This is a genomic window from Epilithonimonas sp. JDS, assembly GCF_021261315.1.
Classification (GTDB): domain Bacteria; phylum Bacteroidota; class Bacteroidia; order Flavobacteriales; family Weeksellaceae; genus Epilithonimonas.
In genome coordinates this window covers 873,385-886,701 of record NZ_JAJSAX010000001.1, presented here as the reverse complement: position 1 = coordinate 886,701, position 13,317 = coordinate 873,385, and the positions used below count along the sequence as shown (strand labels likewise).

Genomic DNA, 13,317 nt, shown 5'->3' with positions numbered 1-13,317 from the left:
ATTTTATTTATATCTGTCGATAATTCCTGTCAGAAACGGCTTGTACTTTTCGCTTACAGGAATTCTCTCATCGCCGATCATAATGCTGTTTTTCCCCACACTTTGCAGATGATGAAGCGATACGATATGCGAATTATGAACCCGGATAAAATTCTCATAATTGATTTTCTCCATTATCGATTTCATTGTTTGATGCACGATCAGTTTACGGGTGTTGGTGTAAATTATGATGTAATCTTTGAGCGCATTGATTCTTGTAATCTCTTCCAGATTCAGCTTCACATCTTCGTTGTTGGATCGTACGAAGATGAAAGATTCTTTAAGTGCAGCCGTTGTTTCCTGTAGCAACTTTTTATTATTCGATAGATTGTAACTTTTGTAAGCCGCCTTCAGGAATCTTTCGAAAGAGAATGGCTTTAATAAATAATCAATCACATCCATCTCAAAACCCTGAATGGCACAATTATCATAAGCTGTTGTGATAATGACATTTGGGAGTTTGTTGAAGCTTTTCAGAAACTCGATGCCGGAAATGTTGGGAAGATTGATGTCCAGAAAGATCAGATCCACGCTGCTGTTCTGCAAAACACCGATGGTTTCCTGGATGTCGTAGCAGTTGGCCACAAGATTCAGGAAGGGGATTCTGGAGATATATTCTTCTATAACGTGATGCGCCAATTCTTCGTCATCTACAATGATGCAATTCATTTTTAGTCCAGTTGAAGGGTTAGATTTATTTCGTATTCGGATCCGTTATCATGGATGTCCAGCTTGTATTTTTCGGGATATAGTAGATCCAGTTTCATTTTGGTGTTTTTGATTCCGAGCTTGTTGTTAGCAGTTCTTTCGCTTGGTTTCGTTTCGTAAAAATTCTTTACATTAAAGTTAAGAACACCATCTTTCAAATTAATCAGAATATCCAAAGGACCTTTCTTGAAATCTGCATATTTGAAAGCATTTTCAATAAAAGTCAGTAACAGAAGCGGTTCGATTTGATGCGCTTCGAAGTTTCCATAGAACTGCCAGTTGATATTATTGAATTTATTAAATCGAATGGACTGTATCTCGATGTATTTTTTGATATTAATGATCTCATCATTCAGATTGTTTTTCTGCCCGTTTTTATCATTCAGCACATACCTCATAATGTCCGATAATATCAGAATCACTCTCGGCGTATCTTTGGACTTTGTGATGGAAAGGGAATAAATACTGTTCAAAGCATTAAAGAAAAAGTGCGGATTGATTTGTTCCCTCAGGATTTTCAGTTCGCTGGACTGTCTCTCAAATTCCAATGCTTTGATCATCTTCTGATTCTCCAGCCATTTATCCACAAAGAAAAGCAAAGTGCTGAAAATGATTGAGAACAGCCCAATCTTGAAAAACATATCGTGGAAATTGAGTCCGTGTTCAAAAGGCTTCATCATCCTGCCGGGTTTCGGAAATTCTTTCGGCGGAAATGGCGGATGATGCGGCATAAAAAATATAAATGATGCAATATACAATATGACGAAGGTGAAGACAATCGTGATTCTCGTTCTTGGATTTTGTTTAATGATAAACGGCAGAAATAGACCGTAATTGATATAAAAAATCGCCATAAAAACAACGAATACTTTCAAATTCATTAGTAACATCAGATTTCCGAAAAAGGAATAATCCATAATGAGTTTGAAGAAAATCAGAATAATCCAGATGACACAATGGTAGATGTAAGTGGATTTGATTCTTTTGAAAGGGATAATCATAACTTTTTTTATTCTTTTTTTAATGCGCAAAATTCCTCCGATAAAAGAATCGAAGGAATCATTGCTACTGAAGTTTTTGGATCTCGTATTCAATCTTCATAGAGTCCAGTTCATCTACCGAGATCCTGGGAAAGGAAGATTTCCCTATTTTTTTAATGACCAGATCAGCTGTTCTGCGCGCCTGCAGGCTGTCTTTGAAAACCTGCTCTCCCGGAATGGCCGGAATGTAGGGCTGACTGATCAAGGTTTTTTTGTTCTTAATAATCTGATAACCATAGCCTGTTTTCTGGTTTGTAATTTTAATATCAAGCTCATTGCGCTTCTTCTGACAGGAAATTAATACTAAACCTAAAACCAATAGTAAGTTCCAAAATGGTCTAGTCATCATCATTATCAGTTTCTGTAGGATGGAAAACCCAGATGTCATCAAAGTAAGAAGAGCCGCTGTTTCCCGTCAAAACATAACCGTAAGTTCCAAATGAAAAAGCCACTGCGCTCTCTCTGGAAGATCCCTGGAAGTTGGTTCGCTCTGTCCAGTCGTCTGAATAAGGGCTGTATTCCCAAGTTGTATTGGACACGCCGCTTACAGATCCTGTAGAAACATAACCCAATCCATTTGCTGCGAACGCTGCCGGGGAAGCTCTGTTCTGAGAATCGTCGTCGTTGCTGGTATCAGCTTTTCGGCTCCAGTTTTCTGCCGATGGATCAAATGCCCAGAAATCTGAAACCAGACTTCCGTTGTTGGTTCCGAATCCGACATAAGCAATTCCGTTGATCACAAATGCAGCACCATCTCTTCTCTTGGTTCCGCCAAGACTTACGATGTTGGTCCAGGCAGACGCAGCTTCGTCATATTTGTAAAAATCTTTTAATTCGCTGCCGTCATATCCAGTTCCTACAAAGCCTTTGCTGCCAACACCGAAAGCCAGTGCCGCATATCTTGCAGTTCCCGGAAAATCTTGTATCTGACTCCAAGCGTTAGAGGAAGGATCGTATTTGTAGAAATCTTTCAGTTTGTTTACGCCGTCATAACCGGTCCCGACGTAACCGAATGATGTTGTAGCAAAACCAACCGCCGAACTTCTTTTCACACCGGGAAAATCTGCTTTCTGTGTCCACGAATTAGCGTCCGGATCGTAGCTCCACAGATCATTATAATAATATTCGCCATCATAGCCTCCGGTAAGATATCCTTTGCCGTTTACCACAAAAGCAGAAGCATTGGAACGTGGCTTGCCATCCAGATCGGAAACCCGCACCCAATTTCCTACCAACTCATCATCATCATCGTCATTTTTACAGCTTGATAATAGAAACATTCCTGCAAGGGCAAGAATTAAAACCGAAACTTTGTTGTCCATTCTTATTTTTGATGCAAATGAATTTCATTCTGATCTGATTTGAAAATTTTTTAGACGAACGCGCTTTTTTTGTCGTTAAATGCCCTTTTAGTTTCGACAGTTTATCATTCATTATAAAAAACCAAATCGATCTACAGAAATGCTTTGGTTGTCGAAAACTAACAGAGAAAGGAAGAAAATATTTTAGCTCCAGCTTCTACGCCCGTATGTTTACAGAAAAAAATGTACAAATATGTATTGTTGTGTGCTGCAATCCTCCTTCTATTTTCTTGTGAAAGAGAAAGCAACACGTATGAAGTAGGAAATTCTTTGACGTCTGCCCAGTCCAAAGTCGTGATGATAGATACATTGACGCTGAAGATGTCCACCATTATGAAAGACTCTGTGACTACATCCGGGAAAAGTGCAATTTTAATAGGTAATATTAAGGATCATACATTTGGAACAGTCAACTCAGCTTCGATGTTTGAACTTACGCCGGAGAGTTACTCGCTGGCAGCTACAACCAATGTTGTTTTTGATTCTATTGTATTGTATCTCACGAATAATGATTTTTATTACGGTGATACTTTGAAAGCCTTCAAGCTGGATGTTCAGCCGATGGTTGACCGTATCAAGCTCAACAGCAACGGATATCTTTATAATAAAAGTGATCTCAAATATTCATCAACATCAATTGGCAATGCGGAGTTTCTTCCGAGACCAAATACCGACAGCAGTTTTGTGAAAGTCAAGCTGGATCAGTCTTACGGGCAGAGTATTTTTAATCTTCTGAAAAGTAAAGATGCCAACAGTCAGGAATATTTCCTTAATTTCTTTAAAGGCCTAGCATTGGTGCCGTCTTCCGATAATAATGCGATGCTTCGTTTTGGGATTAGTTCTTCTTATCAGGCTCAGATCAGCAATGTAACCAAGGAGAAAGTCTCAAATGTGGTACGGATGTATTATCACACAACTTCTGTAAATGGAACGGAAGAAGTGAAATACACATTGGATTTGAATCCAAGCACAACTTACCAATACAACAAGATCAAAAGCGACTTTAGCGGTTCCGACCTCGCAGGACTTACACCAAGCAATCCTATCGAGTCCAAGAATTCAGGAAACCGATCTTATCTGATGGCGGGAATTGGCGTTTATACAAAGGTGGAAATTCCTTACCTCAAAACTTTGAAAAATCTTTACACGAATTACAAAATTATCAGTGCAGATCTGTCGGTAAGTCCTGTTGCAGGTTATTATTCAAAGGCTTTTTACAATCCAACACCATTGTACTATTATGCGGGAGACAAAAAAAATAATATAACCTCCACTTTCCTTCAAACGGACGGCACAACTGAGATCCAGGTCAGCCTTACTGCAGACAGTGAGTTTCAAAGTGATTATGCGTACAATTTTGATCTGTTGAATTATATCAGTACAATCCTGACAGAAACCTCTGATTCAAACTATAATATTTTAATCTATCCCTCATCCTACGCAGATGTCCTGTCAGGAAAAGCCGTTTTGGGAGACCAAAAGAATTCTACCAATCCCGCTAAACTCAAGCTTTACATCTTAGGCTATTAAACAAGAATCTATGTATCAGAAAATTAAAATAATAATAATTTTTGCAATCATTTTCACGCAGAAATTAACAGCGCAGGATTCTTCACCTTATTCTTACTTTGGAATTGGAACTTTCAATAATGTAGATAACGCCAGAAATATTTCATTAGGAAACACAGGAATTGCTCTCGAATCTCCGGATTATATCAATTCCAAAAATCCAGCATCCATTACAACTATCGGATTGCAAAATGTCATCTACGATGTTGGCGGAACTTTAAAATATGATAATATTTCCAGCAATCAAGGTTCTGACAAAAGGATCAATGGGAATTTTACAAACTTAGGTTTGGCAATGAGAATTTCTAACAGAGTCTCAATTGGCGCAAGTGTACAGCCAACAACCTCCACAAACTATAAATTTGTTTCCACAATTCCAGTCGAAGGTACTTCCGGAAATTATCCAATAACGTATGAAGGCAGCGGCGGCATTACAAACCTTGCAATTACTGCCGGTTACAAAATAAATAATAACTGGAGCGTCGGAGGAAAAGTGAAAAATAACTTCGGAACCATCAGCCGTCTAGAAACGATCACTGTAAACTCAGACCTGGAAATCAGCAGGAATGTCAGATATACTGGCTTCAGTTACGGTTTGGGGACTCAGTTTAACAAATATTTTTCAAAACAAAGACTTCAGCTGACCTTGGGCGCCATCGTCAATTTCAAAAGCAACCTGAATGCAAAAGGAGAAATGGTTTACACAGAAAATAAAGATTACACTAATAGCCTTACCACAAAACTGTCTTCCAAAGATTCTACGTTGCCGTTGGAAATGGGAGTTGGAATCAGCATTTTGAAGAATGACAGATACCGTTTCAATTTTGATTATACCCAAAGCAAATGGAGCGAAGTTAAAAACACAATCACGAATGAAAAATATTACAACCAAAATGTTTACGGTTTAGGCTTCGAACTTCTTCCCGAAAAGAAAAATCCGACAAACGTTTCCGAAGCTTTAATTTACCGTTTTGGTCTCAATTATGACACAGGGTATTATAAAGTCAACAATCGCGAAATCAACAAATTGGAAGCTACTTTTGGCGTTGGCGTTCCGATGAACAAAATTGTTTTGAACATCGGTTATGGTTACGGAAAACGCGGTGCCTTCAGCAATATTGCCATCAAAGAAAATTATCATATGCTGAACATCAGCATCGATTTTCTGGATAAATGGTTTACAAAACGCTACATCAATTAATTTAATTTATATTATGAAAGGAGGAACTTTTTACAAAGCGCCTCCTTTTTTATTTAACATTAAAATCTGCCAAATCAGCTCAATCAGCGAGCGTATTTTTTGTTTAATTAATTTTTAAATCCCAAAATTCACAAACAATCCAAATCTCGATTTGGCCTCAATATCACCACTCGCAAGATTCGTGTAGGCCGGCAACATCACTTCACTTCCGATGCTCCATTTTTTATAAGAAGCTTCAAAGCCGATTTTCCCGTAAAGTGCACTTCCTGCCGTTCTAGGCATCACTTCACCAAACTGTTTGTTCCAATCGTAAACTTCGCCTTGCAATCCCAATTTTCCTGAGATAATGCTATTATCATTTCGCCAAATCCGCTGAAAGCTAGTCAGCGCATAATTCCATTGATTTCCAAATTGGTAATGTTTTTTATTTTCTGTTTTGATGTTATAATCTGTATTAATGAGCAACGCGAAAAGATTTTTTTGAAATTTATAATTAAGAGCCAATTGATAATCCCAACTTCCCGTTCCCAACTGGAAACTTGGATTCACGCCCGAAATTCCTCTCTCATCAAACTTTCCAATCGCAATTTTGACGCCAAATCCTCCATTGAGTTGATGAAACGTATTTTTAGAATTAAGGATTTGATAAATTCCCATCAAAATCGCATCGCCGATTCCGCTGATTCTAATGTCGCCTTGTAAAGTCTTCTTCTCGTGAAACTGAAATGGCAGATTTCCATAAACACTCAGTTTTTCCGTAATAGGAATCTTTCCCCAAATCTGAATCGTGTTGAAATATTGGTCTTGTGTCAACTCATTCGTAAAGAGATTTTCTTTCGCTTTGTAATGTTGTGCGAAATATTTGATGCCGATGAATTGTGGATTCAACAAAGATTCGAAGCCGGAAGAACCATTTCCAGCACCGCAACCGCAAGCGTCACAGAAGAATTCCTGAGTCTGCAAAAGATTGTGAGTGTCATATTTCGGAATGTAAAGACTGTCTTTCTCAATCGCTGAAATTGAAATATTAAAGATTGATAATAAAATTAATATAAGCTTCTTCATTATTCTGCAAATTTTTTGTTATTGATGAAATTTTGGTCGGTCAAGGTTTTCAAGAAAGCAATGATGTATTGTTTTTCCAAGTTTGTCATTGCAATTCCTAAGTGTCCATTTTGTTTTAAAATTGGGTCGAGGTTTGGTTGATTTTCCACATTGTCAGAATAGAAATTAAGAACGGCTTCCAAAGAATAGAATCTGCCGTCGTGCATATAAGGCGCCGTCAATTCTACATTTCTCAAACTTGGAACCCGGAATTTCATATTGTCATTCCAATCTAATGTTACGCGATATCTTCCGCGGTCATCGTATTGCGAATTGTAGTACATTCCTGTATTTCGGTAACTTTCGTCCGTGAATAATTCGCCTGAATGACAACTCGCACATTTATTTTCGAATAAAGTTTTTCCCTGAGATTCTTCATTCGTGAAACTCGCTTTTCCATTTTTGACTTGGTCGTATTTGGAATCTGCAGAAACCATCGTGACCATAAATTGGGACAAAGCTTTCAGGATTCTTTCGCCATTAATTTGGTCATCACCAAAAGCCGATTTGAACATTTTTTTATAATTCGCATCTGCACTTAACTTCGAAATCACTTCCGGAATCGAGCTGTCCATTTCAAAATCTGTCGTGATTGGCACTAATGAACGTTCATCCAAATTATGACTCACGCCGTCCCAAGTGTAATTTTTCAGCCAAGCCATATTTTGAATCGCGGGTGCATTTCGCATTCCCAATTTGTCATCGATGCCGTGACTGACTGGATGTCCGTGGTGCGTGAAAGCATATTCCTGAATGTGACAAAATCCACAGGAAATCGTATTGTTTCGGGATAGTTTTCCTTCATAAAATAATTTCTTTCCCAACGCAACACCGTTTACTGTGACCGGATTTTTCTCAATGTCAAAAGCCAAAGCCGGAAAATAAGTTGGGATTTCCAGATTGTACGCTTTGTCTTCCTCGAAAACTTCGCCTTCAATTTCATTCGAACAAGACGTTAAAACTCCTGAAACGAAAACAAGGAAAATCCAAAGAGAACGCAATCGGCCTCTCTGGAATTGTTGAAATGGATTAATCATTATGAACGTGGTCAACCTTGAACATTTGGATTAAGTTGTTGCTCACGCTCATCAGATGCGGACTGCTTCCCATCGCCATTTGGTTGGCTTGGTTTAAGGTCAAAGTGGTTTGTCCACTCAAATATTGGTTGAAATCTGCCAGAATATGAATTGATGGTGTAATCTCTTTGCTGACTCTCGCGGTTGTTGGCAAATCTAAAACTACTTCCCGGTAAAGGTCTGCTGTTCCATTAATGGTTGTGTCGCCCATATTTCCTGTATGGTTCATAAATTCGGTGTCTGCGGAAGATGTTCCGTATTTCCCTTCGAGTTTTGCGAAAATGTAACCGGCTGACCACGACCAAGCCATTCCTTCCTGCTTGGCTTTTTCCCAGAAAATACCTTGTCCGTCTTGTCCAATCAAATAAGCAGTCGGGCTGATTCCCAATCCGAGCTTGATTTTTTTGTAATTTCCTTTTGGGATTTCTGTGAGGTTGGCGTAGACGATTCCGCCTTTTGCATCTGCTTGGTTGATGATGAAGGCGCCTTTGTCGGGATTGTTATAACTGTATTTGAACTCGTTGCCGTTTTCATCGATGAGGGAAATGTTGCTGATGACATATTTCAACGTGGAGAATTGGTGTTTTTGTCCATTCGACGAGGTTTGCGTGGTTTGATTCAGGACGATGTTTCCAAGGTTGTTGAATCCGTTTTCGAATTTGAGTTGGAGATTTCCTGGTTCTGTGTTCTGAATATCGTCATCGTCGTTGTTGGAACAAGATGAGATTGTGATTAAGGTGAAGGCAATTAGGAATAGTGAAAAAAAATTATAGATTTTCATATGATTTTTTATGTTGTCCGATAGAAAATATAAACAAATTGAAGAACTCAATGTTTATAAGATAAATTAACAGTTCGCTCCTATGGAGCTTTTTTTTGGGACTTTCTTTTTCTACCAACAGTCAGTCCCGATGGGACTTTGCAAAGCTTCGTTAGAAGCGAACTGTTAATAGCAAATAGATATCGATAGAATTAAAGCTCTAGAAGAGCGACTGATAATTGTATTTTAATTTTATTGGACGAAAATGATTTTTTAGTTGTAACGTTGATTTTATGCAGAATCCCGCGATAGGGATGGTAGCGGATATCCTTTTTGTCTTTTGACCAAACGTCGTTTTATAGACTCAATGTGGTAAGACAAAAAGATAGTAGCGGACAGCCCGACCCGAGTTGCTGGATTAGCGTCGGAGAGGGAATCGCCCAAATGATTGATATGTTCAACTAAAAAATTGGTGGTCTGAAAATATAGCTCAGAAAGAGGAAGGTGTATCCTGTTTTGTACGTGAAAGTCAGGTTTGGGAGGGAAAAATTGTGTTCGATTGAGGCTTTGAAAATTTCAGTCGGAATGTAGAAGTCCAATATTTTTTGGACCTGGTTTTTGCCTTTGGAAAGTGGCGAAGAATCGGATTCGCTGGATTTTGCCAGTTCTTTTCCGAGGTAGCATTTTCCGTTGCAATTGATTTCTGGTCGCGCTTTGTTGACGCAGAGCACCTGGATTTGATTATAATTTACAACATATTCCGCCAGTGGAAATGCGGGTTTGCACACCAGATAAAGGATGAGGAATATGTTGCAAATTAATTTCAAGGAGGGCTTATTTTGTAGCTTCTTCGTAGCGTTTGCTCACTTCTTTCCAGTTGGTGACGTTCCAGAATGCGGTCAAATAATCGGCTCTTTTGTTTTGATATTTCAGGTAATACGCGTGTTCCCAAACATCTATGCCCAAGATTGGCGTTCCTTTGACTTCGGCAATGTCCATCAATGGATTGTCCTGATTTCCGCTGGAAGTGACTGCCAGTTTTTTGTCAGCCGTCACGACCAACCAAGCCCATCCAGAACCGAAACGGTCTGCGCCAGCTTTGCTCAATTTTTCCTTCAAAGCGTCCAAACTTCCAAAGGATTCGTTGATGGCTTTTGTCAATTTTGCAGATGGTTGCGTGTTTTTTTCAGGTGTCAAAACTGTCCAGAACAACTCGTGGTTGTAGTGTCCACCGGCGTTGTTTCTCACGGCTGGACTTTCTTTGGAAATGTGGGAAAGGATTTTGGTGATGCTTTCTTTTTCCAATGGTGTTCCGGCGACGGCCTTGTTCAGATTGGAAACGTAGGTCGCGGCGTGCTTGGAATAGTGGATTTCCATTGTCTCTGCGTCAATCGAGCCTTCCAAAGCGTTGTAGGCGTAAGGCAAAGGTGTTTGTTTGAATTGTGCCGTCGCAAAAGTGGCTACAGAAAGCGCACTTGCGAGAAATAATTTCTTGATTTTCATAATATTGGATTTAGATTAATATTTAAATTTTTTAAATGCAAAAAGCCAACCGCCGTCAGCATTTTATTGTTTTAATAATTTTCGAATGTCTTCTATCAACTTCTCACGGTCTGGATGGTATTTTCCGATGAGCGAAGTTGTTTTACCTTCTGAGTCTTCATAATTCAAGCCAGAGTAGTATAAAATCGGGCTGTTGTTCTCATCAAATCTGGAACGGAGATTTCCTTCTTGGTCCACGAGTGCAATCATTCCGCTGTGGTTCAGGCTTTCCGATTGGTCTTCCTTGTCGCCGACATAGATATTGAACTGGTCTGCCAAGTTATCGATGTAATCTCGGTTTCCTGTTAAAAAATGCCAGTTCGGCGATTTGGTTCCCAGCATTCTGGCGTGGTTTTTTAATACTTCCGGCGTGTCATTCGTCGGGTCGATGCTGATGGAAATGATTCCGAAATTTTTATCGTTGATGGTTTCCTCGATGTGTTTCATATTGGAATTCATCACGGGACAAATCGTTGGACATTTGCTGAAGAAAAACTCTACCAGATAGACTTTGCCGAGCATATCTTTGTTGCTGATTTTCTGATTGTTTTGATTCGTCAGTTCAAAATCAGGAACTTTCATCACGGTGAAAAGACTCTTTTTGAAATAGCTCATTCCGGCGCCAATCGTCACAAAAATCAAAGCGAGAACGACAATCGGAATGATGATTTTGCTCTTCGGATTTTGCTTTGCTTTTTTGTTACTTCGTATTTTGGGCATATTTCTCCGGATTCTTTTTGAATTCCTCTTTACAATGGTCACTGCAAAAACCGTACTTTTTTCCTTTGTAGTCTGCGGTATCTTTCAGATAATCTGCTGTTTTCATTTTGCAGACTGGGTCTTCGGCGTTGACGACTTTGACATTTTTGAGGTCGGTCGCAGGTTTCATCTTCGAAACGTGTTTTACCTTTGGTGTTTCCTGAGCGCAGGAAAATGCAGATACAGAAAGGAGTATCGTTAAAATGAATGTTTTCATTTGATGTTGATTTTAATCTTAATAAAATTTAAAAATTACTCTTGTAGAAGAGCATTGAATTATTAAAATCAAACCAACGGCGGATGGAAAATTTTTGAGAATAGAGAAAAATTATAAGAATCAGAAAACTCGGAATTGATTTTCAGGTTTTCAATTATATTAAAATGATTAGATGAAAAAACAAAGGTTTCATTAATGATAAAAATGTCTGCCAGAGCGGAAATGTTGATTCGGGAATCATTTTTAGATTGGTCTGTTGAGGTCTTTGCAATTTCTTTTTTCAAATAACATTTTCCGTTGCAAAGCAATTCTGGTTTCGCTTTGTTTTCGCAAAGATTCTTATTGATGAAATCATAATTTACCGCATAATCAACCATCGGCATCAGCGGACGCAATGCAATGGTGAAAATAATGAATAAGGTAAATAGACTTTTCAATGCTGAATATTAATACAAATATAAAGCATTCTATTTTGAAAGATTAATGATAAAAGTCAGAACTCAATAAAATTAAGACAATAAAAAAACCCACAAAAAAAGTGGGTTTTAAGTTTTTTCATTTGCAGTAGTTTTGCAGATGTAAGTGGTATTGATTTAATCAAGCGGTCTTCTGCCTGAAATTAAATTGTAAAGAACTACAATAATTGCGATCACAAGTAAGATGTGAACTAGATTTCCTGTAGCCATTCCCGGCACAACTCCTAACATTCCTAGTAGCCAAACTATAATACAGATCACTGCTACTAACCATAATAGATTTCTCATAATTTTAAATTTTGTTTATTTTGATTTTTACTATACATATTCTGTGCCTTTTTTATAAAAGCTTGTTTTTGTGTGGTTTAATATTTAGTCGCGTTCTTATGGTATTAGAATTGATTGCTAATGAGTTATACATTTTATTAATTAAAATAAATTCAATCATCAAATCAATACTATGGAATCAAATCATATTACAGAAAGAAGTTTAGCGGGAAAAACAGTCGTCATTACAGGTGGAAGCAGTGGCGTAGGAAGAGCAACAGCGGAAGCATTTGCCATAGAAGGCTGTAATGTCGTGATTGCGGCGAGAGGAAAAGAAGCTTTGGATGAAACCGTAAGTCTCTGCAGAGATTTGGGCGCTATCGCATTAGGCGTTCCAACCGATGTTTCTGTAGCAGAAGAAGTACAAAAACTAGCAGAAGAAGCTTTGCAATTTAATGGACGAATCGATATTTGGGTGAATAACGCGGGCGTAATGTCGAGCGGGAAATTCGAAGAGATCCCAATGGAAATCAACGAGCAGGTCATCAAAACTAATCTTTTCGGTTATATGCACGGCGCGTACAGTGTTCTTCCGATTTTCAAAAAACAAGAAGAAGGGATTTTAATTAATAATGTTTCGATTGGTGGATTTATGCCGGCGCCTTACAGTGCAGTTTATTCCTCCACAAAATTCGGAATCCGTGGGATGATGGAAGGTTTGCAGGGGGAAATTTCGGATTTTGCTAATGTTCACATCTGTAATTTATTTCCTCAAATCCAACGCTCCACAGGAAATTCACACTCTGCAAAATTCTCAGGATTGGATTTCAAAGTGCCACCTTTCGCAGCAGATCCTAGAGACACAGCCGCGAAAATCGTTGAGTTGGCAAAGAATCCAAGAAAAGGATTGTTTCCAGACATTCAATCATTAATCATAAAAAATCTTTACGGTATATTTCCAAAAACAATTATGAACACGGCTTCTGCAGCGATGCGCACAATGATGAAAATCAAAAATGCAGACCCAACGCCAGGAAATATTATGTGGCCATCTCCAAAACCACACAGAATCTACGGCGAAACCAGTTTGCCAGTTCCGAGCAGAAAGACGAAATTAGCTTTGTTGGCAGGCATCGGATTGGGATTATCTTATATGATCATTAAGAATAATTCTTCGAAGAAATAAATCAGTTTAAAT

The 13,317-nt window shown here is 38.5% G+C and carries 16 protein-coding genes; 3 read left to right on the top strand and 13 right to left on the bottom strand.

The genetic code is table 11. The features are described from left to right. Positions 1-3 precede the first annotated feature (3 nt). The 4 genes from LUD75_RS04130 to LUD75_RS04115 form a co-directional block, all read right to left on the bottom strand. Complete coding sequence (locus tag LUD75_RS04130) at positions 4-708, bottom strand: LytTR family DNA-binding domain-containing protein (protein WP_232704427.1); 705 nt, start codon at positions 706-708, stop codon at positions 4-6. Between the two features lie 2 nt (positions 709-710). Continuing rightward, positions 711-1,748, bottom strand: coding sequence for a sensor histidine kinase (locus tag LUD75_RS04125; protein WP_232704426.1), 1,038 nt, complete (start codon positions 1,746-1,748; stop codon positions 711-713). 64 nt (positions 1,749-1,812) lie between these two features. Further along, the gene (locus LUD75_RS04120) at positions 1,813-2,136 is read right to left on the bottom strand and encodes a DUF4907 domain-containing protein (protein WP_232704425.1); all 324 of its coding nucleotides are present in this window, start codon (positions 2,134-2,136) and stop codon (positions 1,813-1,815) included. Further along, the gene (locus tag LUD75_RS04115; RefSeq protein WP_232704424.1) at positions 2,126-3,109 is read right to left on the bottom strand and encodes a kelch-like protein; all 984 of its coding nucleotides are present in this window, start codon (positions 3,107-3,109) and stop codon (positions 2,126-2,128) included. Before LUD75_RS04115 ends, LUD75_RS04120 begins: the two co-directional genes overlap by 11 nt. Before the next feature lie 222 nt (positions 3,110-3,331). On the opposite strand from LUD75_RS04115, the gene LUD75_RS04110 reads away from it, so the two are divergent. Both LUD75_RS04110 and LUD75_RS04105 read left to right on the top strand, forming a co-directional pair. After that, positions 3,332-4,678 (top strand): DUF4270 family protein, encoded by a 1,347-nt coding sequence (locus LUD75_RS04110; protein WP_232704423.1) that lies wholly within the window; start codon positions 3,332-3,334, stop codon positions 4,676-4,678. A gap of 10 nt (positions 4,679-4,688) precedes the next feature. Continuing rightward, positions 4,689-5,918, top strand: coding sequence for a hypothetical protein (locus LUD75_RS04105; protein ID WP_232704422.1), 1,230 nt, complete (start codon positions 4,689-4,691; stop codon positions 5,916-5,918). A gap of 114 nt (positions 5,919-6,032) precedes the next feature. Here the strand turns inward: LUD75_RS04105 and LUD75_RS04100 are convergent, their stop codons facing one another. From LUD75_RS04100 to LUD75_RS04060, 9 genes are all read right to left on the bottom strand, one after another. Then, a complete protein-coding gene (locus LUD75_RS04100) occupies positions 6,033-6,983 on the bottom strand; it encodes a transporter (protein ID WP_232704421.1) in 951 nt (316 codons plus the stop codon). Then, positions 6,983-8,059, bottom strand: a complete 1,077-nt coding sequence (locus LUD75_RS04095; RefSeq protein WP_232704420.1) for a cytochrome c peroxidase — start codon at positions 8,057-8,059, stop codon at positions 6,983-6,985. The genes LUD75_RS04100 and LUD75_RS04095 overlap by 1 nt, the downstream gene beginning before the upstream one ends. After that, positions 8,052-8,879 carry an MbnP family protein gene (locus LUD75_RS04090; protein ID WP_232704419.1) on the bottom strand — a complete coding sequence of 276 codons (828 nt, stop codon included), beginning with the start codon at positions 8,877-8,879 and terminating at the stop codon, positions 8,052-8,054. The genes LUD75_RS04095 and LUD75_RS04090 overlap by 8 nt, the downstream gene beginning before the upstream one ends. A gap of 440 nt (positions 8,880-9,319) precedes the next feature. Further along, on the bottom strand, positions 9,320-9,685 hold the full coding sequence (locus LUD75_RS04085; RefSeq protein WP_232704418.1) for a hypothetical protein: 366 nt from the start codon (positions 9,683-9,685) through the stop codon (positions 9,320-9,322). Between the two features lie 7 nt (positions 9,686-9,692). Further along, complete coding sequence (locus tag LUD75_RS04080) at positions 9,693-10,361, bottom strand: superoxide dismutase (protein WP_034973036.1); 669 nt, start codon at positions 10,359-10,361, stop codon at positions 9,693-9,695. Positions 10,362-10,424: 63 nt separating this feature from the next. Next, the gene (locus LUD75_RS04075; RefSeq protein WP_232704417.1) at positions 10,425-11,120 is read right to left on the bottom strand and encodes an SCO family protein; all 696 of its coding nucleotides are present in this window, start codon (positions 11,118-11,120) and stop codon (positions 10,425-10,427) included. After that, positions 11,101-11,376: a YHS domain-containing protein gene (locus LUD75_RS04070; RefSeq protein WP_232704416.1), complete on the bottom strand. Its 276-nt coding sequence runs from the start codon at positions 11,374-11,376 to the stop codon at positions 11,101-11,103. The genes LUD75_RS04075 and LUD75_RS04070 overlap by 20 nt, the downstream gene beginning before the upstream one ends. 68 nt (positions 11,377-11,444) lie before the next feature. Further along, the gene (locus LUD75_RS04065; protein WP_232704415.1) at positions 11,445-11,813 is read right to left on the bottom strand and encodes a hypothetical protein; all 369 of its coding nucleotides are present in this window, start codon (positions 11,811-11,813) and stop codon (positions 11,445-11,447) included. A 156-nt stretch (positions 11,814-11,969) separates the two neighbouring features. Beyond that, positions 11,970-12,140, bottom strand: coding sequence for a lmo0937 family membrane protein (locus tag LUD75_RS04060; RefSeq protein ID WP_232704414.1), 171 nt, complete (start codon positions 12,138-12,140; stop codon positions 11,970-11,972). Between the two features lie 172 nt (positions 12,141-12,312). Here LUD75_RS04060 and LUD75_RS04055 point away from each other — a divergent pair, with 172 nt between their 5' ends. Continuing rightward, on the top strand, positions 12,313-13,305 hold the full coding sequence (locus LUD75_RS04055; protein WP_232704413.1) for an SDR family oxidoreductase: 993 nt from the start codon (positions 12,313-12,315) through the stop codon (positions 13,303-13,305). The last annotated feature ends 12 nt before the right edge of the window (positions 13,306-13,317 follow it).